This is a genomic window from Streptomyces flavusporus (genome assembly GCF_046267975.1).
Classification (GTDB): Bacteria; Actinomycetota; Actinomycetes; order Streptomycetales; family Streptomycetaceae; genus Streptomyces; species Streptomyces flavusporus.
This window is the reverse complement of sequence record NZ_CP176503.1, coordinates 6,936,200-6,960,983: the sequence shown is the minus strand read 5'-3', so window position 1 is coordinate 6,960,983 and position 24,784 is coordinate 6,936,200. Positions and strand designations below refer to the sequence as shown.

The window sequence follows — 24,784 nt, the reverse complement described above, 5'->3', positions numbered from 1 at the left end:
GGAGATCACGCAGGCGCGAAGCGCACCTTTGCCGCTGCCGGATCTGCCTGGGTGAGGCGGACCCGCAGGCGTTCGCCCAGCGGGAGGGGGCGGTCGCTCTCGATCCGGCCGATGACGGCCGCATCGAGGGCGGCCCGGAGGGGGTGTCGGGGGCGCGGTCACGCGGATGTGGCGGCAGGGCATACAGCGAGCGCAGGGCGGGGGTGGCGAGGTGGCACGCCGTAACCTCTGCTGCAGAGTTCTATGTAAGGAGTACGCGTGCTTGTCCTGCTGCCGCCCTCGGAAGGCAAGGCCCCTTCCGGCCGTGGCGCCCCGCTGAAGCCGGAGTCACTGTCGCTGCCGGGGCTCAACCCGGCCCGCGAGGCCGTGCTCGACGAGCTGGTCGAGCTCTGCGCCGGCGACGAGGACAAGGCGCGCGAGGTGCTCGGGCTGAGCGAGGGACTGCGCGGGGAGGCCGCCAAGAACGCGGAGCTGCGCACCGCCGGGGCGCGGCCCGCCGGGGAGATCTACACCGGTGTGCTGTACGACGCCCTGGACCTGGCCTCCCTCGACCCGGCCGCCAAGCGGCGTGCCGCACGCTCCCTGCTGGTCTTCTCCGGTCTGTGGGGCGCCGTCCGGGTGACGGATCGCATCCCCTCCTACCGCTGCTCGATGGGCGTGAAGCTGCCGGGGCTCGGTGCGCTGGGCGCGCACTGGCGTGCACCGATGGCCGCCGCGCTGCCCGAAGCGGCCGGGAGCGGGCTGGTGCTGGACCTGCGGTCCTCGGCGTATGCGGCGGCGTGGCGGCCGAAGGGCGAACTCGCCGGGCGCACGGCGACCGTGCGGGTGCTGCACGCGCCGACCCGGAAAGTGGTCAGCCACTTCAACAAGGCGACGAAGGGGCGGATCGTCCGCAGCCTGCTGTCGGCGGGGGCGGCGCCGAAGGATCCTGCCGAGCTGGTGGAGGCGCTGCGGGACCTCGGGTACGAGGTGGAGGCGCAGCCTCCGGTGAAGGCGGGGACGGCGTGGGGGCTGGATGTGCTGGTGGACGAGGTCCACTGAGCGCACGTAGGCGTTGCAGTATATGCAACGCCCTTTGCGCACACTGCACACCCCCGGGCACGATGACCTGCATGACCGTCTCTGTTCTTGACCTTGCTCCCGTCGTCCCCGTGGTCGTCGTCCGGGACGCCGCCGACGCCGTGCCGCTGGCGCGTGCGCTGGTCGCCGGAGGGCTGCCCGCGATCGAGGTGACGCTGCGGACGCCGGCCGCGCCGGACGCGATCCGGGCGATCGCCGGCGCGGTGCCGGACGCGGTGGTCGGGGCGGGCACGGTGATCACGCCCGCCCAGGTGACGGAGTCGGTGGCGGCGGGGGCGCGCTTTCTGGTGAGCCCGGGCTGGACGGACGTACTGCTGGAGGCGATGACGGCGTCCGGGGTGCCGTTTCTGCCGGGGGTGTCGACGACGTCGGAGGTCGTCGCGCTGCTTGAGCGCGGGGTGCGGGAGATGAAGTTCTTCCCGGCGCAGGCCGCGGGCGGTACGGCGTATCTGAAGTCGCTCGCCGGGCCGCTGCCGCAGGCGCGGTTCTGCCCGACGGGTGGGATCGGGCTCGCGTCCGCTCCGGAGTATCTGGCGCTGCCCAACGTCGGCTGTGTGGGCGGGAGCTGGATGGTTCCCGAGGACGCGGTGGCGGCGCGGGACTGGGGGCGGATCGAGGAGCTGGCCCGGGAGGCGGCCGGGCTCAGCGCAGGTGGGACGTGTCGTTGAGGAGGCGGACGCTGGCGTTGCCGTCGGCGTAGTACGCCACCACCGACAGGGAGGCGGCCGACAGTTCCATGCGGAACAGGGACTCGGGCGGGGCGCCCAGGGCGAGCCGTACGAACGTCTTGATCGGCGTGACGTGCGTGACCAGCAGGACCGTGCGGCCCGCGTGCGCCGCGACCAGCTTGTCGCGGGTGGCGGCGATCCGGGTGGCGGTCGCCGCGAAGCTCTCGCCGCCGCCGGTCGGTTCGGCGTCCGGGGAGGCGAGCCAGGCACTCAGGTCGTCCGGGTAGCGCTCGTGGACCTCGGCGAAGGTGAGCCCCTCCCACGCACCGAAGTCGGTCTCGCGCAGGCCGTCGTCGAAGCTGACGTCGAGGCCGAGGCGGGCGGCGACGACACCGGCGGTCTCGCGGGTACGGGCGAGGGGAGAGGCGACGATCTCCTGGATCGTCCCGCGCCTCGCCAGCGCCGCGGCCACCCGCTCGGCCTGCTCCCGGCCGGCGTCGGAGAGGGAGGGGTCGGTTCCGCCGCTGCCCGAGAAACGCTTCTGCGGCGTGAGCGGCGTCTCGCCGTGCCGCAGCAGCACGAAGGTGGCGGGGGCGCCGAGATCGGGGGCACCCCAGCCGACGGTCGGCGTGGCCACGGTACGCGCGGCACGCACGTCGGCGTCGGCCTTCGTATGACCGCGGTCCGGCGTCTCCGCTGCGGGGGAAGCCGTTGAACGGTCCGGCGTCCCCTCGGCCGGAGAAGGCGTAGAACGCTCCGCCAGCGCCGCACGCACTCTCGCCGCGCCCGCCACCGCGTCCCCCGGCGGGCCCGACGGCTCGGGAACAGCGGGCTGCGCGGTCGCCGACGGCGTCCACTGTTCGCCGCGTGCGCCCGCGTCCATCGCCTCGTTCGCCAACCGGTCCGCTTGCTTGTTCTGCTCCCGCGGAATCCACTCGTACGTCACCCGCCCGGGCGGAAACACCCGCCCCGCCTCCATGGCCAGCGGCTTCATGTCGGGGTGCTTGATCTTCCAGCGGCCCGACATCTGCTCGACGACGAGCTTGGAGTCCATCCGGACGTGCACCCCGGCCGTCGGGTCGAGGGCGTGGGCGGCGCGCAGGCCGGCCAGCAGACCGCGGTACTCGGCGACGTTGTTCGTCGTGGTGCCCAGGTACTCCGCGGCCTCCGCCAGCGTCCGGCCGGTCGCCGCGTCGATCACCACGGCGCCGTAGCCCGCGGGCCCCGGGTTGCCCCGGGAACCGCCGTCGGCCTCGACGATGAACTCCTGCACCCCGTACGCCCCTTACAGCCCCGACTCGGAGGTGCGCACCAGGATGCGGCGGCAGTTCTCGCAGCGGATCACCGTGTCGGGCGCGGCCGAGCGGATCTCGTTCAGCTCGGTGATGGCCAGCTCCTGGCGGCAGCCCTGGCAGGTGCGCTGGTACAGCTTGGCCGCGCCGATGCCGCCCTGCTGCCCGCGCAGCTTGTCGTAGAGCTTCAGCAGGTCGGCGGGGATGGAGCCCGCGATGACCTCGCGCTCCTTGGTGACCGAGGCCGCCTCGCCGTCCAGCGACTCGAACGCGGCGTCCCGACGTGCGGTGGCGTCGTCGATCTTCGACTGGACGGAGGCGACCCGCTCGGTCAGCTCGCTCACCCGCTCCTGCGCGGACTCGCGGCGCTCCATGACCTCCAGGACGACGTCCTCCAGGTCGCCCTGCCGCTTGGCGAGGGAGGCGATCTCGTGCTGGAGGTTCTCCAGATCCTTCGGGGAGGTGATGGCGCCCGAGTCGAGGCGCTGCTGGTCGCGGGCGGCGCGCTGGCGCACCTGGTCGACGTCCTGCTCCGCCTTGGTCTGCTCGCGGGCGCAGTCGCTCTCCTCGGTCTGCGCGGCCACGAGGAGGTCACGCAGCTGGGTGAGGTCCTTGGTCAGCGACTCGATCTCGGCGTGCTCGGGGAGCGACCTCCGCTTGTGCGCCAGCTGCTGGAGGCGGACGTCGAGGTCCTGGACGTCGAGGAGTCGGATCTGGTCGGCGGGCGCGGCGTTCAGTTGGGGGCTCCTGCTGTCGAATCGGGTGAGGCCGCGTGGGCGGTCCAGGGGTCGGTGACCGTCTTGGAGACATGGACGCGCAGGTCCCAGCCGTGGCGGTCGGAGATCTCGTCGAGCTGGGCGGCGGCCAGCTCGCACCAGGGCCATTCGGTGGCCCAGTGCGCCGCGTCGAGCAGCGCGAGGGGGCTGTGGGCCCGAGCCTCGGACGCGGGGTGGTGGCGCAGGTCCGCGGTGAGGAAGGCGTCGACGCCGGCCGCTCGTACGTCGTCGAAGAGGCCGTCGCCGGATCCGCCGCTCACGGCGACCGTACGGACGGTCGCCTCGGGGTCGCCGGCGACGCGGATGCCCTGCGCGGTGGCGGGCAGGCGCTGGGCGGCGCGGGCGGCGAGCTCGCGGACGGTCAGCGGGTGGTCGAGTTCGCAGACCCGGCCCAGGCCCCGGCGGCCGTCGGGGTCGCTCGGGTCCGGCACCAGGGGGCGTACAACACGAAGGTCCAGCGCGCCGGCCAGCGCGTCGCTGACGCCCGGGTCCGCCGTGTCGGCGTTGGTGTGGGCGACGTGCAGCGCGATGTCGTTCTTGATGAGGGTGTGCACGACGCGGCCCTTGAAGTGGCTCGCCGCGACCGTCGTCGTACCGCGCAGGTAGAGCGGGTGGTGGGTGACCATCAGGTCGGCGCCCAGCTTCACCGCCTCGTCGACGATCTCCTGCACCGGGTCCACGGCGAACAGGACGCGGGAGACCTCCTGGTCCGGGTCACCCACCACGGTGCCGACCGCGTCCCAGGACTCGGCCCGCTCGGCGGGCCACAGTGTCTCCAGCGCGGCGATGACTTCAGACAGACGGGGCACGGGACACAGGCTACCTGGCTGTTCTGCACGGCTGAACCGATACCGCCGCCATCCCGCCCAGCACACCCGCCCTCGTCACCTCAGGCAAACCGGCGCGTGGCCACCCTTATGTGTGAAACGGCCGCCGGGTGGTCCCCCGTCTGTGCGTACGAAAACTAGCGTCGTCGCCGGAGGTGACCGAACGATGACGGTCTGTGCGACGGAGCCTGCCACCGACCAGCACGACGACTGGTCCCGGCCGGCGGGCTGCGTGATCACGGTGGACGGCTCGTACGCCGCACGCCTCGCCCGCAGCGGCGACTCCTGGTTCCCCGAGCGCTGGACGCTGGACGGACCCGAGCCGTACGCCGTGCCGCTGCCCGGCAACCAGCCCGAGGAGTCCGGCACGGAGGTGCAGCCGATGGGCGACGGACGGGTGCTGATCCGCCGCCTCACCGACGGGCGGCACACCTTCTCCCTGCTGTACCCGACCGGCCCCGGCACCGGCGAACTCCCGCTCGGTGCGGTCGAGTGCCCCGACGACGGCACCCGACTGCGGCTGCTGCCGCCCGCGCCGGGCGGCGACCGGGCCTACGCCCTCGCCGTCGGGCGGCGGTCCAGTGCCGTGTGGCTGGTGGCGGGCGGCGCCTTCGGGCCGGAGCACCTCGCCGAGATCCCGGGGCGCTGCTCCGGCGGGGTATGGCTGGACCGGACGGGGCGGATGCTGGCCCTGGACCGGGAGGCGGGCGGCCGGACCAAGGCGGTCGTGGTGGATCTGGGGCGGGACGGCGAGGTGTCGCCGCTGCTGCAGATCGCCGCCGACAGCGACGACCGACTGCTGCTCGCCGACCCCGACAGCGGGCTGCTGCTCATCCGCTCCGACGCGCCCTGTCCGGGCGACGGCGACAGGCTGGGCTGGGGGGTGCTGGGCAGCACGCTGCCGGTGCGGTTCCCGGAGTGCCTGCGGGTGGCCGCCGACTGTGCGGTGACGCCGTTCGCGATCGAGCCGGGGCAGGTGCTGACCCCGGAGAGCTGCGGGGTGGGGCTGCGCATCGACGGTCCGGCGGGCAGTTGGGTCGGGGTGTGGCGGCCCGCCGACCGGCACGTACGGCATCTCGCCGCGCCCGAGGGGTGGTTGGCGGGCGCCGGGCTGTGGACGAGGGACGGGGTGCTGCGGCTTCCGTACGCCACGGAGACGGTGCCGTGCGGTGTGGCGGCGTGGGCGATGCCCCGGGAGGCGCCGGCGTCCGCGGAAACGGGGGACACGAGCCCGGGGGATCCGGTCCCGGACGGCGCGGCTCGCGCCTTCGCGGAGCCGTCGGAACCGGATCCTCCGGAACCTGTCGCCTCGCGTCCGGTGCCGTTGCAGGAGGCGCCGTTGGCGGGGCGTATGGCGAGTAGGTAACGAAGTAGTGGCGGTCGGCGTGTGCGCCTGGATCCGGCCCGAGGTGTCCCGGTTAAACTCGCCCGGCTGTTTGAAAGATCATGTTGACGGGGTGAATTCTTCCGATGAGCGACGCCAGCACGTCCCAGCCGCTGCCCGCCGACCGCCAGGAGCCCTCCGGCCACGGCCGGCACCGGGGTCCGGTCTCGACGCACGACAACGAGACGGCTCCTCGCGGACGGCACCGCAAGCCGGTGGAGCAGCAGACCGAGACGGCGGCCTGACGGCACGTCAATCTGCGTGGACGACGGCTCCGTTCACCCTCGGGTGAGCGGGGCCGTCACACGTCCTGGGCTTCCTTTCCTCGGCGCAGCCCCAGCACCTCCACCGCCGCGAACGTCTCCCCCGGCGGGCGGTCCGCGTAGTGCGGAGTGAGCAGCGCATCGAGTTCGTCGTATGTGAAGGTGTCCTGCTTGCTGTCGAACTGCGTCTGCACCCGCGGCCGTTCGACGACGGCCACCATGCCGCCGTGCACGACGAGCAACTGCCCGTTGATCCGCGCTGCGGCCGGCGAGGCCAGATAGCCGACGAGAGGGGCGACATGCTCGGGGGCGAGTGGGTCGAGGCCGTCGGCACCCGCCGGCCGGAACACGTCCTCGGTCATCCGGGTGCGGGCGCGCGGGCAGATGGCGTTGGCCGTGACGCCGTACTTGGCCAGCGCCTGTGCGGTGGACGTGGTCAGGCCGACGATGCCGCCCTTGGCGGCCGCGTAGTTGGGCTGCCCGGCGGAGCCCGCGAGGAACGCCTCCGACGAGGTGTTCACGATCCGCCCGTAGACCGGCCCGCCCGCCGCCTTGGAGCGCTCCCGCCAGTGCGCGGCGGCGAAACGGGTGGTGTTGAAGTGGCCCTTGAGGTGCACCCGGATGACCGAGTCCCACTCGTCCTCCGCCATGGAGAAGACCATGCGGTCGCGCAGGATGCCCGCGTTGTTGACCAGCACGTCCAGCTTCCCGAACGTGTCGATCGCCAACTCGACCAGCTGACCGGCCTGTGGGAAGTCGGCGACGTCCCCGGTGTGCGCGACGGCCGTGCCGCCCGCCGCACGGATCTCGGCGACGACCTCCTCGGCGGGTCCGGCGGACGCTTCCCCGGTGCCGTCCCGCCCTGGCTGTCCGTAGTCGTTGACGACGACGGCGGCGCCGAGCCGGGCGAGTTCCAGCGCCTCTGCCCGGCCGAGCCCGCGTCCGGCGCCGGTGACGATCGCGGACAGTCCCTCGAGTGGCAGTGACATGAGGCCCCTTCGACTCAGATTGGGCTCAGATTGGGCTCAGATTCGGCTCAGATTCGGCTCAGATCTCGATGCAGGTCCGCAGTGCGGTGCCGGTGCGCATCTGGTCGAGGGCCTCGTTGATCTCGGTGAGCGGCACCCGGTGGGTGATCAGCCCGGCCAGGTCGATACGGCCCGCGCGCCACAGGGCGATGGTCCGCTCGTAGGAGCGCAGGACGTCTCCGCCGCCGTACATCGAGGGCAGGATCCGCTTCTCGTCGAAGAACAGCTCGAACATGTTGAGCTGGAGGAAGTCGTCCATGGCTCCGGCGCCGACGACGACGAGGGTGCCGCCGCGCCGGGTGTTCTCGTACGCCGTGCGAGCGGTGGCGGACTTTCCGACGACCTCGAAGACGTAGTCGAATCCCTCGCCACCGGTGACCTGCTGCTTGGCGTCAGACAGCTCGTCCGGCGAAACGGCCCTACTGGCACCGAACTTCAGCGCGGCCTCGCGGCGGGCCGGCACCGGGTCCACGGCGACGATCTCGGCGGCGCCCCGCAGCCGCGCACCCTGGATCGCGGAGATACCGACGCCGCCGCAGCCGATGACGGCGACCGACGAACCCGCCTCGACGTCCGCGGTGTTGAGGGCGGCGCCGAGCCCCGTGGTGACCCCGCAGCCGATGAGAGCGGCGATGTCGAAGGGCACGTCGTCGGGGATCGGCACCGCGCAGCCGGCGTCGACCACGACCTCCTCGGCGAAGGTGCCGGTGCCCGCGAAGCCGAAGAGGTCTCCGCCGGGGCGTTTGTAGTTGGGGGTGCCCGCGTTCATGAACCCGGCCAGGCACAGTTCGGTCTGTCCGCGCTTGCAGGCAGGGCAGGCGCCGCAGGCGGGCAGCCAGCAGACGACGACCCGGTCGCCGACGCTCAGGCCGTGCACACCTTCACCGGCTTCGAGGATCTCGCCCGCCCCTTCGTGCCCCGGAACGAACGGCGCCGGCTGCGGCAGTACGCCGTTCATCGCCGACAGGTCCGAGTGGCACAGCCCGGTCGCCCGCACCCGGATCCGCACCTTGCCGGGGCCGAATCCCACCGCCTCGACGTCGTCGAGGACCTCCAGCTTGTCCTGACCTGTCTCGTGCAGTACGGCTGCGCGCATGGTGCGGCTCCCCTCAAGAGTCCTTCACCGACTGATACGGTCTCCGACGTGCTGAGCGAGAACCAAGCCAGCACAGCAAGTCCTTTGCTTGCAGTACCAAACCGGGCTGGTTCCAACCCGGCTGGTGTTGATCGTGTAAGGCCTGCCGGTCCGCAGGGCCGCAGGCGACGTGAGCCAGGAATCCCCCTGCTTCAGCTGGGGGAGGGTTCAAGAGTGCTCGACGATGGTGTCGGCAAGGACGGGCGCGTCGTCCCGCTCGACCGAGGTCACGGCCACCCGGACGGCCGCCTCCTGCCGCCACATGCGGATGCGCAGCGTCTCGCCGGGATACACGACCCCGGCGAACCGCGTGGCGTACGAGCGCACCCGGGTCACATCACCGCCGAGCAGCGTGTCGACGACCGCCTTGAGCGTCATGCCGTACGTGCACAGCCCGTGCAGGATGGGCCGCTCGAACCCGGCGACCTTGGCGAACTCGGGGTCGGCGTGCAGGGGGTTGTAGTCGCCGGAGAGGCGGTAGAGGAGGGCCTGGTCCTCGCGGACGTGCCGCTCGACGGTGCGGTCCGGCGCGCCGGTCGGGGGGTCGAGGCGCGCGGACGGCCCGCGGTCGCCACCCCACCCGCCCTCCCCTCGTACGAAGATCTGCGCGTCGTTGGTCCACAACGGCCCGTCGACGTCGGCGACTTCGGTGCGCATGACGAGGACGGCGGCCTTGCCCTTGTCGTACACGGCGGCGATACGGCCGGTGGCGGTGGCGGTTCCCCGCACCGGGATCGGCCGGTGGATCCGCAGTGTCTGACCGCCGTGCAGGACGCGGGCGAGGTCGACGTCGACACCCGGCATGGACAGGCTGCTGATCACGCCGGGCGAGCCCGAGCCCGCGACGGTGGCGAAGCTGGGCAGCACATGCAGCCGGGACTCCAGGGTGTAGCGCAGCTCGTCGGGGTCGGTGGCGGGGACGCCGGCGCCGATGCCGAGGTGGTAGAGCTGGACGTCCTTCTGGTCCCAGGTGATCTCGCCGGTCCGGGGTTCGGCGGCGAGCGCCTTGGCTGCGTCGATGGGCATGGGGCTCCTGTCGTCTCCAAGACCCCGGTACGGCCGTCCGCACCGTCGGCCGCACCGAGGTCGTCACGGGCCGTTCTAGAACGCGTTCCAGTCCGGCGCCCTCTGTATAGCCGAGCGCACCACACTTGTGAAGACTCCTGACACTGCGTCAGCTCGGTGCGCCGACGGAGCCACCCCGTCGCGGCAACCACACCGCCATCATCACGGCTCCCACCCCCAGCACCACCGCGCTCACCCTGAACGCCAGCGCATACCCCTCCGTCAGCGCCACAGGTGCTCCGCTGCCCTCCGTCCGTGCCGCCGCGATCGTCGACATCACCGCGAGCCCCAGCGAGCCGCCCATCACGCGAGACGTGTTGATCAGACCGGATACCAGTCCGGCCTCCCCCGTCGGCACCCCCGACGTCGCCAGCGCGGCCAGCGGTGTGGCCGCGAGCCCGGCGCCGAGCATCATCAGGATCCCGGGGATCATGATCGCGGTCAGATACGTACCGTCCGCACTGATCGTCGACTGCCACCCGAACCCGACGGCGGCCACCACCGTCCCCAGGACGGCCACCTTCCGCGCTCCCGCGTACCGCATCAGGCGCGGCGCGACTTTGGAGCCGACGACCACGGCCAGCGAGCTCGGCACCAGGGCCAGCCCGGCCTCGAGCGGCGTGTAGCCGAGCACGTTCTGTGCGTACAGGGTCATGAAGTACCACATGCAGAACATGGCGGAACCGCTGAGGAACATCGCCGCGTTCGCCGACGACACCGCCCGCCGGCCGAGCAGTCCGAGCGGCATGAGCGGGGCGGCCGTACGCGCCTCGACCAGCAGGAACAGCCCGACCAGAGCGAGCCCCGCAACCAGCGGCACCAGTGTCGCCGCTGCCGTCCACCCCGAGGCCTCGGTCTGCGAGATCCCGTACGCCAGCGTGCCGAGCCCCGCGGTCACCAGCAGCGCGCCCGGCAGATCCAGCCGCCGCCCGTCCCCGGCGCGACTCTCCGGCAGCCACCACAGGGCCCCGAGCAGGACGACCGCGCCGATCGGCACGTTGATCAACAGCACCCACCGCCACGACAGCCCGTCGACCAGCAGCCCGCCGACGAGCCCGCCCGCCGCTCCGCCGCCCGCGCCGACCGCTGTCCAGGTCGCGATGGCCCGCGCCCGGGCGGCGCCCTCCGGGACGGCGGCCGTGAGGATCGTCAGCGTCGACGGCGCCAGGACCGCAGCGCCGAGCCCCTGCGCCGCCCGGGCGGCCAGCAGTTCCCAGCCCTCCCGGGCCAGCCCGCCGGCCAGCGAGGCCAGCGTGAACAGGGCGAGCCCGACCAGGAACATCCGCTTGCGCCCGTACAGGTCCCCGGCTCGCCCGCCGAGCAGCATGAACCCGGCGAAGGCGATCGCGTACGCGTTCACCACCCACTGCAGTCCGGAGCCGCCCAGCCCCAGATCGGCCCGCATCGACGGCAGTGCGACGTTCACGACGGACACGTCGAGCACGACCAGGAACTGGCCGGCGCACGCCAGCGCCACCACCAGCCAGGTGGGCGGCGCGGTGCGGCGGGATGTGCGGGTGGGGACGTCAGCGGCTCCAAGCATGGGTTTCATGCTCTCAACCGCCGACGCTCCTGGCATCGGGATTTCGACCTAGGCCAGGCCCGTGCGGGGACGTTCCCCAAGAGAAGGTCAAGAATTCGTTAGCTGACCAAAGCATCGGAATAGTTGCCCAGGCACACCGGGTTGATCACCGACATGACACAAACGACGAACGACCAGCCCACCGGCAGAGCGACCGACGCCGTCGTCCCGGTCCTCGCCTTCGCGGGCATCGTTGTCGCGGTGATGCAGACCCTGCTCGTCCCGGTGATCAAGGATCTGCCGCAGTTGCTGGACACCGAGCCCAGCAACGCCACCTGGGTCCTGACCTCGACCCTCCTCTCCGGCGCCGTGGCCACGCCGATCATGGGTCGCCTCGGTGACCTGTTCGGCAAGCGGCGGATGCTGATCCTCAGCCTCGCCGTGATGGTGGTCGGCGCGCTGGTCAGCGCCGTCACCAGCGCACTGCTCCCCATGATCGTCGGCCGTACGCTCCAGGGTTTCGCGATGGGCGCCATCCCGCTCGGCATCGGCCTGATGCGCGACATGCTGCCCCGCGAGAAGCTCGGCTCGGCGATGGCCCTGATGAGCTCCTCGATCGGCGTCGGCGGCGGCCTCGCGCTGCCCGCAGCGGCCCTGGTCGCCCAGCACGCCGACTGGCACGCCCTCTTCTACGGCGCCGCCGGCCTCGGTGTCCTCTCGATCGTCCTGACCCTCCTCCTCGCACCCGAGTCCCCGCTGCGCGCCGAGGGGTCCTTCGACCTGCCGGGCGCGCTCGGTCTCTCCCTGGGTCTTGTTCTCCTCCTGCTGCCGATCACCAAGGGCAGCGACTGGGGCTGGACGTCCGGCACCACGCTGGGCCTGTTCGCCGCGTCCGTCGTCGTGCTGGTCCTGTGGGGCCTCTACGAGCTGCGCACCGCGGCCCCGCTCGTGGACCTGCGCACCACGGTCCGCCCCGCGGTGCTGTTCACCAACCTCGCGTCGATCATGGTCGGCGTCTCCTTCTACGTCGTCTCCCTAGTCCTGCCCCAGCTGCTCCAGCTGCCCACCGCCACCGGCTACGGCCTCGGCCAGTCGATGGTCGTGGCGGGTCTGCTCGTCGCTCCGCTGGGCCTGACGATGATGTTCACGGCCCCCGTCTACGCCCGCCTGTCGGCGCAGTACGGCCCCAAGGTCACGCTGATCACCGGCATGCTGATCATCGGGATCGGCTACGGTGCCGGGCTCGGCCTGATGAACGCCGCCTGGCAGGCCCTGGTCATCTCGGTCGTCCTGGGCGCCGGCATCGGCCTCGCCTACTCCTCCCTGCCCGCGCTGATCGTCGGCGCGGTCCCGGCCTCGGAGACGGGCGCGGCCAACGGCCTCAACACGCTGATGCGTTCCATCGGTACGTCGACGTCGAGCGCCGTGATCGGCATGGTGCTCGCCAACACCGCGAACAACGTGAACGGCGTCGCGATCCCGACCATGCACGGCTTCCGCGTCTCCTTCCTGATCGCGACCGCCGCCGTGGCCGTCGGCCTGCTGTTCGCCCTCTTCCTGCCGAAGCAGCGCCCGGCCGCGGGGCCGCAGTTGCGCGCGAGCAGCGAGGAGGACGCCAACCTGGCCCGCGCGGAAGAGGTCCTGCGCGGCTTCCACGGCCGCGTCCTCGACGCCGAGGGCACTCCGGTCGCCCGCGCGAAGGTGACGCTGATCGACCGCCGGGGCCGGCAGGCGGGCGCGACGCTCTCCGCCGAGGACGGCAGTTACGCGCTCGCCGTGCCGTCCGAGGGCGCGTACGTCCTCGCCGCACAGGCGACCGGCCACGCCCCGCTCGCCTCCGCGGCGACCCACGCGGGCGACGAGCGGGCGGTCGAGCTGGACCTCGCCCTGCCGGGCGAGACGGTCACCGTCTGACCCGCACCCATCCACGCCCCCCGTCGCCGGCCCGACGGGGCGTGGTGCACGATGGGGCGCCCAGCCACCCGTACGACCGGAAGGAACCCCATGCCCGCGGCACCCAAGCCGGAGATCCTGGCCACGTTCGAGGCCGCGAAGGGGTTCATGCCCGTGCACGAGGGCCTGGCCCTGTACGCGGCGGCCGTCGAGGCCGGGCGGCTTGGGCTCCCCCTCCTGGAGGTCGGCACGTACTGCGGCCGCTCCACCATCCTCCTCGCCGACGCCGCCCGCGCGGCCGGCGTGACGGCCCTCACGGTCGACCACCACCGCGGCAGCGAGGAACAGCAGCCCGGCTGGGACTACCACGACCCGGAGACGGTCGACCCCGAGCTCGGCCTGATGGACACGCTGCCCACCTTCCGCCGCACCCTGCACCGGGCGGGTCTGGAGGAGCACGTGGTCGCGCTGGTCGGCCGCTCCCCGCAGGTGGCGAGGGTGTGGGGCACCCCCCTCGGCCTGGTCTTCATCGACGGCGGCCACACCGACGAACACGCGACCGCCGACTACGAGGGCTGGGCGCCGCATGTCGCCGAGGGCGGTCTGCTGGTCATCCACGACGTGTTCCCGGACCCGGCGGACGAGTTCACCGGCCAGGCCCCGTACCGCATCTACCTCCGCGCCCTCGCCTCCGGCGCCTTCACGGAGGTATCGGCGACCGACTCGCTGCGGGTGCTGCGGCGCACGGAGGCGGGGACCTGAGCGGTCCCGCAGGGGCTTCGGCAGCCGAACGGCGCAGGCCACCACCCATTGGGCCGCACACGGGCCGAGGGGTGGCGTGACCGGCAGCTAGGGTGGCAGACGTGTCGTACCGAGGCCCCGAATTCGATGACCTCCAGCCCCGCCGCCCCCGCCGCGGGGCACTGACCGTCGCCGTCGCGGCGCTGGTGCCGGGCGCGCTGCTCGGGTGGCTGGTGTACGAGGCGGTGGGCGACTCCGGGGGCTCCGGCGGTACGCCGGGACAGGCGTCCGGGGCCTCGGCGAGCGCACATCCCTCCTCGTCCGCCTCCCCGACCGATGCGCCGGCCTCCGACGCCAAGGAGCCGAGCGCCTCCCCGACGCCCTCGGCCGCCGCTCCCCTCAAGGGCAGGGTCGTTGTCATCGACCCCGGTCACAACCCGGGCAACTTCCAGCACACAGCCGATATCAACCGCAAGGTGCACATCGGTACGAACTGGAAGGAGTGCGACACGACAGGCACGTCCACCCACGACGGTTACACGGAGGCCAGGTTCACCCTGGACGTCGCCCACCGGCTGCGCACGCTGCTGCGCGAGCGGGGCGCCACGGTGAAGCTGACCCAGGACGGCGACCGGCCGTACGGACCCTGCATCGACGAGCGGGCAAAGATCGGGAACGCCGCGAAAGCCGACGCCGTCGTATCCATCCACGCGGACGGGTCCGGCGCCGGGAACCGCGGGTTCCACGTCATCCTCCCGGCGTCCGTCCACAAGGGCACCGCCGACACCCGGCCGATCGTCGGGCCGTCCCGCGACCTCGGCGAGCGCATCGCGGGAAGTTTCGTACGCCTCACCGGCAGCGCGCCCTCCAACTACGTCGGCAACGGCACCGGTCTCGTCACGCGTCAGGACCTGGGCGGTCTCAATCTGTCAACGGTTCCCAAGGTCTTCATCGAGTGCGGCAACATGCGCGATAGCAAGGACGCGGCACTGCTGACCAGCGGCGCGTGGAGGCAGAAGGCGGCGCAAGGGATCTCTGAGGGAATCGTGAGTTTCCTGCGCGGGTAGTCATCGGCGGGCTGATCCCGGCGGACAGCGCGATCGAACGGACGATAGTGTCATCCGTACGATGAGGGGCCACCCCCGCGCTTCACACCGCGGCCTGACGGCGACATGGTGACAGCGACGCCTCCACCGATGACGAGACGACTGAACCGAAGGACCCTGAAGTGAATATCCGCTCCCTCACTCGAGGCGACGGCGTGGTGATCGGAGCAGCGGTGTTGCTGTTCATCGCGTCGTTCCTCGACCTCTACTCGATCGACGGTGCCGACGGCATCGAACTCCCCAGCCTGTGGGGAAGCGGCCCGGTCGTACTTGGTGTCGTCCTGGCGGGGATCATCGGCGCCGCGCTCGTTGTCGTCGCCCGGGGGCTGCCGCGGACCCCCAAGGTCGCGGGGCTCGACCTCGGCCAGTTCGGCATCGCCTTCACGGTGTTCGCCGCCTGGTGCGCGCTCGGCAACGTCTTCGACATGACCGGCGGCCTCGACAACATCGGCAGCGGCTCGGACGAAGGCGCCCCCACCGCCGGCACGGGCCTGATCCTCGCCCTCGTCGCCACCCTGCTCATGGCCGCCGCCGCCGTAGCCACCCCCCTGGTCCCCGCCCTCAAGGGCCCCCTCATCCCGGCCCCGCGCCCCGCCGCTCCGCAGCCCTACGGCGGTCAGCCGCAGGGTGGTTACGGCTACCCCGGTGCCCCGCAGCAGGCCTCCTTCGGTGGCGGTCAGCCGCAGCCGGGTCAGCCCGGTCAGCCCTACGGCGCTCAGCCCCAGCAGCCCCAGCAGCCGCAGCCGCCGGCCGGGGACTTCTCCCCGTTCTGGTTCGCGGTGCCGGTGCCGCGGCCACTGTTCGCGGAGGACGGTTCGCCGACGCCGATCGCCGAACTCGCCCCGGGCACCTGGTACCTGGCCGTCGAGCAGCGCGGTCCGGCGCTGGTCGCGCAGACGCAGGACGGCCGCCGGGGTGTCCTGCAGGACACGACCGGTATCCAGCGCGGCTGACGTCGAGCCCGTAGCCGCACGGCCCCTCGCCCTTCCGGGCGGGGGGCCGTTGTCGTACAGTCGCCCCTCGGAAAACTGACATCTCGTCAGGAGGCGGTATGCGGCTCGGTCTCGCGCTCGGCTACTGGGGCCGCGGCCCCTCCCCCGACCATGTGGCGCTGGCGCGGGAGGCAGAGCGGCTCGGGTACGACTCGGTGTGGACGGCGGAGTCCTGGGGGTCGGACGCGTTCACGCCGCTCACCTGGATCGCCACCCACACCTCAACCATCAAGCTGGGAACGGCGGTTGCCCAGATGGCCGCCCGCTCGCCCACGACCACCGCCATGCACGCCCTCACCCTCGATCACCTCTCCGGCGGCCGGATGCTGCTGGGGCTCGGGCTGTCGGGGCCGCAGGTGGTGGAGGGCTGGTACGGACGGCCGTTCCCGTCCTCGCCGCTGACCGCGACCCGGGAGTACGTCGATGTCGTACGGCAGGTCCTCGAGCGACAGGCCCCTGTTGAACTCGACGGGCGGTTCCACTCCCACCCGTACCGGGGTGCGGACGGCACCGGGCTGGGCAAGCCGCTGAAGTCCATCACGCATCCGCACCGCCCCGATCTGCCCGTCCTGCTGGGCGCGGAGGGCCCGAAGAACATCGCGCAGACCGCCCGGATCGCTGACGGCTGGCTGCCGTTGTACTGGTCCCCGCTGCGGACCGAGGTGTACGAGGCCTCCCTCGCCGGCGCTCCCGAGGGCTTCCTCGTCGCGCCGATGGCGCAGGCGCGGGTGTGCGTCGACGTCGCGGAGGGGCTGCTGCCGGTCAAGGCGATGCTCGGTTTCTACATCGGCGGGATGGGCCACGCCAAGCGCAACTTCCACGCCGATCTGATGGCCCGCATGGGGTACGAGGAGGAGGCCCGGCGGATCCAGGAGCTGTTCCTCGCCGGTCGTCGGGAGGAGGCCGTGCGGGCGGTACCCGACGCGTTCGCGGACGAGATCTCCCTCGTCGGCCCGCGCGAACGCATCGCGCAGCGGCTGGAGTTGTGGCGCAAGGGCCCGGTGACCGACCTGCTGGTCCTGGCTCCCGACCCGCACACGCTTCGGGTGCTCGCGGAGCTCAACTCCTAGCGGTTCAGCGGAAGATGGCCACCGGGTCCAGCGACAGCTCCCCCGTCTGTGCGTCCCAGCCCCGTGCCTTGCCCAGGCAGCGGGCCGTGAACTGCCCGCGGTGGTAGCGCTCCTTGCGGAAGTCGCCGCGGCCCGCGGACTCGTCGCAGATGATCTCCACGTGCGCGGGCGGCTCACCGCTGCCGTACCGGGCGCGCAGCTGTACGTCTCCGTTCTCCGGTCGGCGGGCGGTGAAGTCGCCGGTGACGGAGACGTACGCCAGCCGTAGGGCACTCAGGGCCATCCCGAACCGTACGGTGCCGTCGGCGGCGGCGTCCGCCACGTCCGCCCAGGAGATCCGGCCCTCGGGGGCGGCCTTGCGCAGCTTCTCGGCGATGTCGGGTTCGAGGCCGACGACGACCGGTGACCGCATGATCGGGGTGGACTCGTCCTGGGTGCAGGAGGTGCTCGTAGATCAGGGAGATGGGCGCCAGGGACTCACCGAGATCGGAGAAGTAGCTGTCGGCCTGCTCGTCTGCCCACCTGCCCTGCAGACTGACGAGGGGCTTGATCTCCGCGGCGATCCGGTCGACTTCCTCCTTGGCGCGCTCGGGGTCGTTGGGGTGGTTCGAGCCCGGGATCTTGTCGTCGTTGGCGACGAAGGCGAGCATGCTGAGACAGGTGCCCGCGGCGTTGGACTCGCAGACATTGGACGTACGCACCAGGACGCTGCCGCTGTTGCTGCGGTTGTGCCGGGCCACGTCCTCGTAGCCGATGCCGTTCCAGGTGTCCGCCTTCTTGCCCTTGCCGTCCTTGGGGTCGTCCGGGTCGTCCACGCCGTCGAGCAGGGTCATGAACTTTGGCATGTCGAGGTCGTCATAGATCGTCGGATCCCCACCCGTCGGCTGCTGCGCCGTCGCCATCCCCGCCTGCACCAGGGTTTCGGCGTAGTCGCGGAAGGTGCCGAGGGCCAGCGGGCTGACGAAGGGGCGCACCGACTGACCCGTGTCGTCCGGCCGGTCCAGGATCAGCTTCCGCTGCGGGCTGGCCGGACGGGAAGACCACGTCCAGGCCCTTCAGGGACCGGGTGGCGATGCCCCGGGAGCCGAGGCGGCGGATGTCCACGCGGATGCCGTGCTTGAGTAACAGCCGTTCCACTTCGGGGTCTTTGAAGTAGTCGGACTTGGAGGCCATCCGCGACTCGATGACCGTGATGCGTTCGAACGGCCGGAGCGTGTTGCCCGAGATCGTCAGGGACAGCAGTCCGGCGAGGGCGAGCGGCAGCGCGCGACAACGAGACGCGGGACGCGGCGGGGTGTGGTTCGGCGGGTGGTGGGTCTCGGTTCCTCGATCGTGGATGTTCTGTCGTCGGACAACGCCCCTCCTGCCGCTCGAGGGGCAGGATCATCAGAGACCCCAGAGAACACCATCCCCCGGAGGAACCAACTCCACTCGAACGGCGGACGAATGACAGCTGACCGCGGTGAGGCGGCAGCGGGGTTTCAGTCAGGTGTGAGCGGCAACCCGGAGGGCATGTCCCCTCGATATCGCAACGGTGCCAACCAGGCCGGCACGGTCATCGCGATCGTCGCCGACATCATGGCCCTCATCCTGGGCCTGTGGATCCTGATGTACCTGCTGGACGCCAACCGCGCCAACGACTTCGTCCAGTTCATCCACGACGCGGCACGCTGGCTGGCGGGCTGGTCGCACGACCTGTTCACCTTCGACGAGGCGTGGGCGCGCGTCGTCGCCGGGTACGGTCTGGCCGCGGTCGTGTACCTGTTCGTGGGGCACGCGATCGCGGGCCGCATCCACCGGCACTGACCACTCCGACGCCGGTGAGCGGAGCGTCCTGAACACGATCCGCCCGAGCTCTCAGGCGCAGCAGTCCGGGTCCAACCCCGTCGGCAGGCGGTCGCCGCCGAAGACCGCGCACGTGGCCTCGTGGCCGCCGAGCGCGGCCACGGCGAGCAGCAGGGCGCCGGCAGTCCAGGTGGTGAGTTCGCGCGGCCAGATCGCGTCGTCGTCGAAGACGTAGCCCGTCCAGTACAGGCCGGTCCGCGGATCGCGCAGGTGCTGGATGGACTGCAGGATGTCCAGCGCACGGTCGGACTCGCCCATCGCCCACAGGGCCAGGGCGAGTTCGGCCGATTCCCCACCGGTCACCCACGGGTTGGGGACCACGCAGCGCACCCCGAGGCCGGGGACGACGAAGCGGTCCCAGCCCTCCTCCATACGGGACTTGGCCTCCGAGCCGGTCAGGGCGCCGCCCAGCACCGGGTAGTACCAGTCCATCGAGTAGCGGTCCTTGTCCAGGAACCGCTCCGGGTGCCGGCGTATCGCGTGCCGCAGCATGCCCACCGCCAACTCCCAGTCGGGCTGCGGCTCTTCACGCTGCTCGGCGATGGCGAGTGCGCAGCGCAGCGCGTGGTGGATCGAGGAGCTGCCGGTGAGCAGCGCGTCCGCGGTGGACGTGCCGTCGTCCTCGCGCTTCCAGCCGATCTGCCCGCCCGCCTGCTGGAGGTCCAGCACGAACTCGACCGCCGCGTACACGACCGGCCACATGCGGTCCAGGAAGGTGTCGTCGCCGGTCGACAGGTAGTGGTGCCAGACGCCCACGGCGACGTAGGCGACGAAGTTGGTCTCGCGGCCGCGGTCGGTGACGTCGTGCGGGTCGCCGTCGGCGTATGCCGCGTACCAGGAGCCGTCCTCGTTCTGGTGCGTCGCCAGCCAGAGGTACGCCCGCTCGGCGGCCTCGTGCTCGCCCGCCGCGTCCAGCGCCATCGCGGCCTCGACGTGGTCCCACGGGTCGAGGTGGTGCCCGCGGAACCACGGGATCGCCCCGTCCTCGCGCTGCACGGCGAGGATGCCGGCGACGGTCGCGGCGGCCTGCTCGGAGGTGAGGACCCCGGGCAGGACGAGGTGTTCTGTCCGGGGAGTGGTCACTTGGCGTCCACCCGAGGCAGGTGCGGCTTGGTCGCGTACGCCACGAAGCTCTTGCCGATCAGCGGGTTGAGCGCCTGCTCGGCGACTCTGGTCGCGAGCGGCTTTTTCATGATGTCCCAGACCAGCAGCTTGTGGTACGCCCGCACCGGCAGCGCCTTGTCGTTGTCGACGCCGAACGCGCACTTCAGCCACCAGTAGGGGCTGTGCAGGGCGTGCGCGTGGTGTGTGCCGTACGGCTTGAGACCGGCCTCGCGGATCTTCGCGAGCAGCTCGTCCGCCTTGTAGATGCGGATGTGGCCGCCCTCGACCTCGTGGTAGGCGTCGGACAGGGCCCAGCAGACCTTCTCGGGGCCGTAGCGGGGGACGGTGATCGCGATCCGCCCGCCGGGCTTGAGCACGCGGACCATCTCGGCGAGGACGCCCTTGTCGTCGGGGATGTGCTCCATCACCTCGGAGATGATCACGACGTCGAAGGACTCGTCGGGGAAGGGCAGCGCGAGGGCGTCGCCCTCCATCGCGGTCGCGGTGGCGCCCTCCGGGGCCTCCCCCGCCTCCTTCATCGCCGCGAACCACTTGGCGACCTCGCGGATCTCCTCACCGTTCTGGTCCAGGGCCACGACCTGGGCACCCCGTCGATAGCACTCGAACGCGTGCCGTCCGGCACCGCAGCCGAGGTCCAGGACGCGGTCGCCCGGGGCGAGCGGGAACCGGGAGAAGTCGACGGTCAGCACGTGGCCCTGCTTTCGCGGTCGGATACAACGTCAACAACTTCTGCGGCCGCGGAGCGGCCGGGAACCGGGGTCGCGGAGCGGCTCGGGGCGGGGGCCGCGGGGCGGCTGGGCTCCTGGTCGGCGGAGCCGGCGATGGCCTCGCGGTAGCGGGCCACCGTGCCCTGAGCGGCTCGGGCCCAGGTGAAGTGCCGTAGCACCCGCTCACGCCCCGCCGCGCCGAGGCGTGCCCGCAGGTCCGGGTCGCCCAGCAGCCGGCTCAGCCCGGCGGCCAGCGCCCCCGCGTCGCCGGGCGGCACCGCCAGGCAGGTCTCCCCGTCCCGTCCGGCGACCTCGGGAATCGCCCCGCCGGTCGTGGCGAGCAGCGGCGTCCCGGTGGCCATCGCCTCGGCGGCCGGCAGGGAGAAGCCCTCGTACAGCGATGGCACGCACGCCACCTGCGCCGAGCGGACCAGGTCGACGAGTTCGGCGTCGGAGATGCCCTTGACGAACTCGACGGCGCCCTCGAGGCCGTACCGCTGGACGGCCTGTGCGACCGGCCCCTCCTCGGGCCGCTTGCCGACGACGACGAGGTGGGCGTCGGGATGCTCGGTGCGTACCTTCGCCAGCGCCTCGACGAGGAAGACCAGGCCCTTCAGCGGGACATCGGCGCTGGACGTGGTGACGATCCGGCCCGGGATCTGCCGTACCGACGGATCCGGCGAGAACAGGTCCGTGTCCGCGCCGATGTGGACCACGTGGATGCGGTCCTGCCGTACGCCGAGGTGGTCGACGATCTCCTGGCGGGACGTGCCGGAGACGGTGAGAACCGACGGCAGTCGGCGCGCCACGCGCTTCTGCATGCGGGTGAAGGCGTACCAGCGGCGCACGGACAGCCGCCGCTGCCGGCCCTGAGCCGCGTCGAGCTCCAACTGGCGGTCCACGGTGATGGGGTGGTGGATCGTGGTGACGAGCGGGGCGCCCACATCACCCAGCAGCCCGTACCCGAGCGTCTGGTTGTCGTGCACGACGTCGAACTCGCCGCGCCGGGCGCGCAGATGACGGCGGGCGCGGAGCGAGAATGTCAGCGGCTCGGGGAAACCGCCGGTCCACATGGTCGCCACTTCCAGCGCGTCGATCCAGTCCCGGTACTCGTCGCGCTTCGGCGTGCGGAAGGGGTCGGGCTGGCGGTAGAGATCGAGGCTGGGCAGCTCGGTGAGGCGCAGTCCGTCGTAACCCTCGTCGAGGACGGGGTAGGGCTGGGCGCCGACGACCTCGACGCGGTGGCCGAGGCGGGCGAGTTCGCGGGAGAGGTGCCGGACGTAGACGCCCTGGCCGCCGCAGAACGGGTTTCCCTTGTAGGTGAGGAGTGCGATACGGAGCGGTCGCTCGCCGTCGGCGGCCAGGCCCCCGGGGGACCCCGCCTGACTGGCCTCAGCGGTCACTCTGGGCCCCCTTCTCACTGCACTGTCCCGCGAGATTACGCCGGGACGCTAATCTAGAACAAGTTTCAGACTTGATCGTTCAAGAGGCTCTGAATCTACCGGCAGGTAGGGCCGCTGTGAGTGGTGGATCAGGTGATTCACGCCACGACGGGCGCGATCCGGCCGAGCCTGCCATGCTGACTGATTGCACGCCCTCACGGACTGTCACGGAAACGGGATCCATGCCTGCGGAAGCCAAGGTGGAAGCCAGGAGCGCGCGGTCCGCCGCACCGGCGACCCCGCCCCTCACCGAGCGGCAGGAGGCGCGTCGGCGCCGCATCCTGCGGGCGAGCGCACAGCTGGCCAGCCGGGGCGGTTTCGATGCGGTGCAGATGCGCGAGGTCGCGGAGTCCTCGCAGGTGGCGCTTGGCACGCTGTACCGCTACTTCCCGTCGAAGGTGCATCTGCTGGTCGCCACGATGCAGGATCAGCTGGAGCACATGCACGGCACGCTGCGCAAGAAGCCGCCGTCGGGCGAGACGGCGGCCGAGCGGGTCGCGGAGACACTGATGCGGGCCTTTCGCGCCCTGCAGCGCGAGCCGCATCTGGCGGATGCGATGGTCCGTGCGCTGACCTTCGCGGACCGCAGCGTGAGCCCCGAGGTGGACCAGGTCTCCCGCCAGACGACGGCGATCATCCTGGACGCCATGGGCCTGGCCGACCCGACCCCGGCGCAGCTCTCCGCCGTTCGCGTCATCGAGCACACCTGGCACTCGGCGCTGATCACCTGGCTCTCGGGCCGCGCCTCGATCGCCCAGGTGAAGATCGACATCGAGACGGTGTGCCGCCTGATCGACCTGACGGACCCGGACTCCAGGGCGTAGGCACACGAAGGACCGCAGACACACGAAGGACCTACGAGACGGGTTCCCTTCGCCGGTATTACCCGGATCAGGTAATAGGGGTCGCCTTCCAGCCCAACTACTGCCTTCCGGCCTCTCAGCCCGACCGTCGACGTCGGCCACGGCGGATGCCGAAGCATCTCGCCACAGTCGGCTACTCCGGTCGAACTCCCTCACTCGTCCCGTAGGCCAATACCAGAATACAACGCCCAGAGCCAGACGGAACCCCCCGAAGGGAACTTTTTCATCCCTCCGGTGGAAACACCGGCTCCCCGCTCCCCAGCAGCGTGATCATGATCGCTTCCACCGGGCAGCCCTCCGCCGCTGCCAGGACCTTCTCGTTGGCGTCGGTCTCCGGTTCGACGGGGTGGGACTGGCGGCCCGCGTCGAGGCGGAAGGAGCCGGGGGCGTGGTGGAGGCACTGGGCGGAGCCGATGCACAGGGCGCGGTCCACCTCGACCTGCCAGCGGTCGCCCATGATCTACGCCTCCCAGCCGGCCGGCAGATGGATCATCTTGTGCTCCAGATACTCGCCGTACCCCTCCGGACCGAACTCCCGGCCCAGGCCCGAGTTCTTGTAGCCGCCGAACGGGCCGAGCATGTCGAGGCTGAAGGTGTTGACCGAATAGGTGCCGGTACGGACCCGGCGCGCGATGTCGATGCCGTGCTCGACGTCGGCCGTCCAGACGCTGCCGGACAGTCCGTAGTCGGAGTCGTTCGCGATCTTCACGGCGTCGGCCTCGTCGTCGTACGGGAGCAGGCAGATCACCGGGCCGAAGATCTCCTCACGGGCGATCCGCATCGAGTTGTCGACGTCGCCGAAGAGGGTGGGTTCCACGTACCAGCCGCGCTCGAGGCCCGCCGGCCGGCCGCCGCCGGTGAGGATCTTCGCGCCCTCCTCCTGGCCGATGCGGATGTAGTCGAGGTTGCGCCGCTGCTGCCGCCGGGCGACCAGCGGGCCCACCTGTGTGGCCGGGTCCAGCGGGTCGCCGACGACCAGTGCGCTCGCGGCGCTCGCGAAGGCGTCCGCGAACTCGTCGTAGCGCGAGCGGGGCAGCAGGATGCGCGTCTGGGCGACGCAGGCCTGCCCGTTGTTCATCCAGGCCGCCGGGACGATGCCCGCGACGGCCGTCCCGACGTCCGCGTCCGGCAGCACGACGGCCGCCGACTTTCCGCCGAGCTCCAGTGTCACGCGGGTGAGGTTGCGGGCGGCCACCTCCATCACCCGCTTCCCCGCGGCCACCGAGCCGGTGAAGGAGACCTTGTCGACGCCCGGGTGCCCGACGAGGTACTCGCTGACCTCGCGGTCCGCCGGCAGTATCGACAGCACGCCATCGGGCAGCCCGGCCTCCTTCGCGATCTCGCCGAGGAGGTAGGCGTCGAGGGGTGACTCGGGGGACGGCTTCAGCACCACCGTGCAGCCGGTGAGCAGCGCGGGCGCGAGCTTGGCGGCGGCGACGAACTGCGGGACGTTCCAGGGGACGACGGCCGCGACGACCCCGACGGGCTCGCGCCGCACGAGGATCCGCCCGAGGACGCCGTCGCGCGTCTCCTCGTACGTGTAGTCCCGGGCGACCATGATCGCCGCATCCCAGACCATCATCGCGCCGAGCGCCTGCGCGAGGACGCTCCAGGAGTACGGCGATCCGTTCTCGGAGGAGATCACGCGGGCGATCTCCTCGTGGCGGGCGGCGATCCCGTCCTTGATCCGCCCGACGACCTCGATCCGCTCCTCCAGCGACAGCCGGGGCCAGGGCCCCTCGTCGAACGCCCGGCGGGCCGCGGCGACCGCCCGGTCGACATCGGCGGGCGACGCGTGCGGCACCCGCCCGATGACCTCTTCCGTGTGCGGCGAGATCACCTCGATGACGTCCTTGCCCAGGGGGTCGGTCAACTCCCCGCCGATGAACAGCTGTCCGTGTTCCACGAGCTCGGTCATGGCCGACTGCCTCCCCGGAGCGTGACTCTGACGATCCATCAG

Annotated in this window: 24 protein-coding genes and 1 pseudogene; 11 read left to right on the top strand and 14 right to left on the bottom strand. The window is 71.6% G+C overall.

Annotated features, from left to right (window positions below; genetic code table 11):
- Positions 1-5 precede the first annotated feature (5 nt).
- Positions 6-125: pseudogene (locus ACKTSN_RS32945) on the bottom strand (hypothetical protein); the annotation flags it as partial.
- Positions 126-258: 133 nt separating this feature from the next.
- Between ACKTSN_RS32945 and yaaA the strand changes: the two are divergent.
- A complete protein-coding gene (gene yaaA / locus ACKTSN_RS32940; protein WP_409472446.1) occupies positions 259-1,041 on the top strand; it encodes a peroxide stress protein YaaA in 783 nt (260 codons plus the stop codon).
- A gap of 71 nt (positions 1,042-1,112) precedes the next feature.
- Positions 1,113-1,748: a bifunctional 4-hydroxy-2-oxoglutarate aldolase/2-dehydro-3-deoxy-phosphogluconate aldolase gene (eda, locus tag ACKTSN_RS32935; RefSeq protein WP_240797693.1), complete on the top strand. Its 636-nt coding sequence runs from the start codon at positions 1,113-1,115 to the stop codon at positions 1,746-1,748.
- Here the strand turns inward: eda and ACKTSN_RS32930 are convergent.
- From ACKTSN_RS32930 to ACKTSN_RS32920, 3 genes are read right to left on the bottom strand one after another with little or no spacing between them, the layout of a single operon-like run.
- Positions 1,723-3,021, bottom strand: a complete 1,299-nt coding sequence (locus ACKTSN_RS32930) for a bifunctional RNase H/acid phosphatase (protein ID WP_409472445.1) — start codon at positions 3,019-3,021, stop codon at positions 1,723-1,725. The genes eda and ACKTSN_RS32930 overlap by 26 nt on opposite strands.
- 12 nt (positions 3,022-3,033) lie before the next feature.
- Positions 3,034-3,777, bottom strand: coding sequence for a zinc ribbon domain-containing protein (locus tag ACKTSN_RS32925; RefSeq protein ID WP_409474981.1), 744 nt, complete (start codon positions 3,775-3,777; stop codon positions 3,034-3,036).
- The gene (locus tag ACKTSN_RS32920) at positions 3,774-4,625 is read right to left on the bottom strand and encodes a Nif3-like dinuclear metal center hexameric protein (RefSeq protein WP_409472444.1); all 852 of its coding nucleotides are present in this window, start codon (positions 4,623-4,625) and stop codon (positions 3,774-3,776) included. Before ACKTSN_RS32920 ends, ACKTSN_RS32925 begins: the two co-directional genes overlap by 4 nt.
- A gap of 184 nt (positions 4,626-4,809) precedes the next feature.
- On the opposite strand from ACKTSN_RS32920, the gene ACKTSN_RS32915 reads away from it, so the two are divergent.
- Complete coding sequence (locus tag ACKTSN_RS32915) at positions 4,810-6,009, top strand: hypothetical protein (protein ID WP_409472443.1); 1,200 nt, start codon at positions 4,810-4,812, stop codon at positions 6,007-6,009.
- A gap of 104 nt (positions 6,010-6,113) precedes the next feature.
- The gene (locus tag ACKTSN_RS32910) at positions 6,114-6,272 is read left to right on the top strand and encodes a hypothetical protein (protein WP_409472442.1); all 159 of its coding nucleotides are present in this window, start codon (positions 6,114-6,116) and stop codon (positions 6,270-6,272) included.
- Positions 6,273-6,328: 56 nt separating this feature from the next.
- Here the strand turns inward: ACKTSN_RS32910 and ACKTSN_RS32905 are convergent, their stop codons facing one another.
- The 4 genes from ACKTSN_RS32905 to ACKTSN_RS32890 all read right to left on the bottom strand — a co-directional run bounded on the left by ACKTSN_RS32905 (position 6,329) and on the right by ACKTSN_RS32890 (position 11,061).
- On the bottom strand, positions 6,329-7,279 hold the full coding sequence (locus tag ACKTSN_RS32905; RefSeq protein WP_409472441.1) for a 3-oxoacyl-ACP reductase: 951 nt from the start codon (positions 7,277-7,279) through the stop codon (positions 6,329-6,331).
- Between the two features lie 58 nt (positions 7,280-7,337).
- Positions 7,338-8,414, bottom strand: coding sequence for a Zn-dependent alcohol dehydrogenase (locus tag ACKTSN_RS32900; RefSeq protein ID WP_409472440.1), 1,077 nt, complete (start codon positions 8,412-8,414; stop codon positions 7,338-7,340).
- Positions 8,415-8,621: 207 nt separating this feature from the next.
- Complete coding sequence (locus ACKTSN_RS32895; RefSeq protein ID WP_409472439.1) at positions 8,622-9,479, bottom strand: MaoC/PaaZ C-terminal domain-containing protein; 858 nt, start codon at positions 9,477-9,479, stop codon at positions 8,622-8,624.
- A gap of 148 nt (positions 9,480-9,627) precedes the next feature.
- Entirely contained in the window at positions 9,628-11,061 is a 1,434-nt protein-coding gene (locus ACKTSN_RS32890) for an MFS transporter (RefSeq protein WP_409472438.1), read from the bottom strand.
- A 153-nt stretch (positions 11,062-11,214) separates the two neighbouring features.
- Here ACKTSN_RS32890 and ACKTSN_RS32885 point away from each other — a divergent pair, with 153 nt between their 5' ends.
- From ACKTSN_RS32885 to ACKTSN_RS32865, 5 genes are all read left to right on the top strand, one after another.
- The gene (locus tag ACKTSN_RS32885; RefSeq protein WP_409472437.1) at positions 11,215-12,954 is read left to right on the top strand and encodes an MFS transporter; all 1,740 of its coding nucleotides are present in this window, start codon (positions 11,215-11,217) and stop codon (positions 12,952-12,954) included.
- 90 nt (positions 12,955-13,044) lie between these two features.
- A complete protein-coding gene (locus ACKTSN_RS32880) occupies positions 13,045-13,695 on the top strand; it encodes a class I SAM-dependent methyltransferase (RefSeq protein ID WP_409472436.1) in 651 nt (216 codons plus the stop codon).
- A gap of 101 nt (positions 13,696-13,796) precedes the next feature.
- The gene (locus tag ACKTSN_RS32875; RefSeq protein WP_409472435.1) at positions 13,797-14,741 is read left to right on the top strand and encodes an N-acetylmuramoyl-L-alanine amidase; all 945 of its coding nucleotides are present in this window, start codon (positions 13,797-13,799) and stop codon (positions 14,739-14,741) included.
- Between the two features lie 161 nt (positions 14,742-14,902).
- On the top strand, positions 14,903-15,733 hold the full coding sequence (locus ACKTSN_RS32870; RefSeq protein ID WP_409472434.1) for a hypothetical protein: 831 nt from the start codon (positions 14,903-14,905) through the stop codon (positions 15,731-15,733).
- Between the two features lie 98 nt (positions 15,734-15,831).
- Positions 15,832-16,842 carry an LLM class F420-dependent oxidoreductase gene (locus ACKTSN_RS32865; RefSeq protein ID WP_409472433.1) on the top strand — a complete coding sequence of 337 codons (1,011 nt, stop codon included), beginning with the start codon at positions 15,832-15,834 and terminating at the stop codon, positions 16,840-16,842.
- Between the two features lie 4 nt (positions 16,843-16,846).
- Here the strand turns inward: ACKTSN_RS32865 and ACKTSN_RS32860 are convergent, their stop codons facing one another.
- On the bottom strand, positions 16,847-17,254 hold the full coding sequence (locus ACKTSN_RS32860; RefSeq protein WP_409472432.1) for a hypothetical protein: 408 nt from the start codon (positions 17,252-17,254) through the stop codon (positions 16,847-16,849).
- Positions 17,255-18,354: 1,100 nt separating this feature from the next.
- On the opposite strand from ACKTSN_RS32860, the gene ACKTSN_RS32855 reads away from it, so the two are divergent.
- On the top strand, positions 18,355-18,648 hold the full coding sequence (locus tag ACKTSN_RS32855; RefSeq protein WP_409472431.1) for a hypothetical protein: 294 nt from the start codon (positions 18,355-18,357) through the stop codon (positions 18,646-18,648).
- Between the two features lie 51 nt (positions 18,649-18,699).
- Here ACKTSN_RS32855 and ACKTSN_RS32850 read toward each other — a convergent pair whose 3' ends face one another.
- From ACKTSN_RS32850 to ACKTSN_RS32840, 3 genes are read right to left on the bottom strand one after another with little or no spacing between them, the layout of a single operon-like run.
- Positions 18,700-19,770: a prenyltransferase/squalene oxidase repeat-containing protein gene (locus ACKTSN_RS32850; RefSeq protein WP_409472430.1), complete on the bottom strand. Its 1,071-nt coding sequence runs from the start codon at positions 19,768-19,770 to the stop codon at positions 18,700-18,702.
- Complete coding sequence (locus ACKTSN_RS32845) at positions 19,767-20,501, bottom strand: class I SAM-dependent methyltransferase (RefSeq protein WP_126391870.1); 735 nt, start codon at positions 20,499-20,501, stop codon at positions 19,767-19,769. Before ACKTSN_RS32845 ends, ACKTSN_RS32850 begins: the two co-directional genes overlap by 4 nt.
- Positions 20,495-21,922, bottom strand: coding sequence for a glycosyltransferase family 4 protein (locus ACKTSN_RS32840; protein WP_409472429.1), 1,428 nt, complete (start codon positions 21,920-21,922; stop codon positions 20,495-20,497). The genes ACKTSN_RS32845 and ACKTSN_RS32840 overlap by 7 nt, the downstream gene beginning before the upstream one ends.
- A 221-nt stretch (positions 21,923-22,143) precedes the next feature.
- On the opposite strand from ACKTSN_RS32840, the gene ACKTSN_RS32835 reads away from it, so the two are divergent.
- Entirely contained in the window at positions 22,144-22,785 is a 642-nt protein-coding gene (locus ACKTSN_RS32835; protein WP_409472428.1) for a TetR family transcriptional regulator, read from the top strand.
- 262 nt (positions 22,786-23,047) lie between these two features.
- On the opposite strand, the gene ACKTSN_RS32830 is transcribed toward ACKTSN_RS32835, so the two are convergent.
- On the bottom strand, positions 23,048-23,281 hold the full coding sequence (locus ACKTSN_RS32830) for a ferredoxin (RefSeq protein WP_129800813.1): 234 nt from the start codon (positions 23,279-23,281) through the stop codon (positions 23,048-23,050).
- Between the two features lie 3 nt (positions 23,282-23,284).
- Complete coding sequence (locus ACKTSN_RS32825; RefSeq protein ID WP_409472427.1) at positions 23,285-24,742, bottom strand: aldehyde dehydrogenase; 1,458 nt, start codon at positions 24,740-24,742, stop codon at positions 23,285-23,287.
- Between the last annotated feature and the right edge of the window lie 42 nt (positions 24,743-24,784).

Bases quoted from the DNA above. Each gene is read 5' to 3' on its own strand.
- eda (WP_240797693.1), top strand. From the start codon at position 1,113: ATGACCGTCTCTGTTCTTGACCTTGCTCCCGTCGTCCCCGTGGTCGTC.
- ACKTSN_RS32915 (WP_409472443.1), top strand. From the start codon at position 4,810: ATGACGGTCTGTGCGACGGAGCCTGCCACCGACCAGCACGACGACTGG.
- ACKTSN_RS32910 (WP_409472442.1), top strand. From the start codon at position 6,114: ATGAGCGACGCCAGCACGTCCCAGCCGCTGCCCGCCGACCGCCAGGAG.
- ACKTSN_RS32905 (WP_409472441.1), bottom strand. From the start codon at position 7,279: ATGTCACTGCCACTCGAGGGACTGTCCGCGATCGTCACCGGCGCCGGA.
- ACKTSN_RS32900 (WP_409472440.1), bottom strand. From the start codon at position 8,414: ATGCGCGCAGCCGTACTGCACGAGACAGGTCAGGACAAGCTGGAGGTC.
- ACKTSN_RS32895 (WP_409472439.1), bottom strand. From the start codon at position 9,479: ATGCCCATCGACGCAGCCAAGGCGCTCGCCGCCGAACCCCGGACCGGC.
- ACKTSN_RS32890 (WP_409472438.1), bottom strand. From the start codon at position 11,061: ATGCTTGGAGCCGCTGACGTCCCCACCCGCACATCCCGCCGCACCGCG.
- ACKTSN_RS32885 (WP_409472437.1), top strand. From the start codon at position 11,215: ATGACACAAACGACGAACGACCAGCCCACCGGCAGAGCGACCGACGCC.
- ACKTSN_RS32880 (WP_409472436.1), top strand. From the start codon at position 13,045: ATGCCCGCGGCACCCAAGCCGGAGATCCTGGCCACGTTCGAGGCCGCG.
- ACKTSN_RS32865 (WP_409472433.1), top strand. From the start codon at position 15,832: ATGCGGCTCGGTCTCGCGCTCGGCTACTGGGGCCGCGGCCCCTCCCCC.
- ACKTSN_RS32860 (WP_409472432.1), bottom strand. From the start codon at position 17,254: ATGCGGTCACCGGTCGTCGTCGGCCTCGAACCCGACATCGCCGAGAAG.
- ACKTSN_RS32855 (WP_409472431.1), top strand. From the start codon at position 18,355: ATGTCCCCTCGATATCGCAACGGTGCCAACCAGGCCGGCACGGTCATC.
- ACKTSN_RS32835 (WP_409472428.1), top strand. From the start codon at position 22,144: ATGCCTGCGGAAGCCAAGGTGGAAGCCAGGAGCGCGCGGTCCGCCGCA.
- ACKTSN_RS32830 (WP_129800813.1), bottom strand. From the start codon at position 23,281: ATGGGCGACCGCTGGCAGGTCGAGGTGGACCGCGCCCTGTGCATCGGC.
- ACKTSN_RS32825 (WP_409472427.1), bottom strand. From the start codon at position 24,742: ATGACCGAGCTCGTGGAACACGGACAGCTGTTCATCGGCGGGGAGTTG.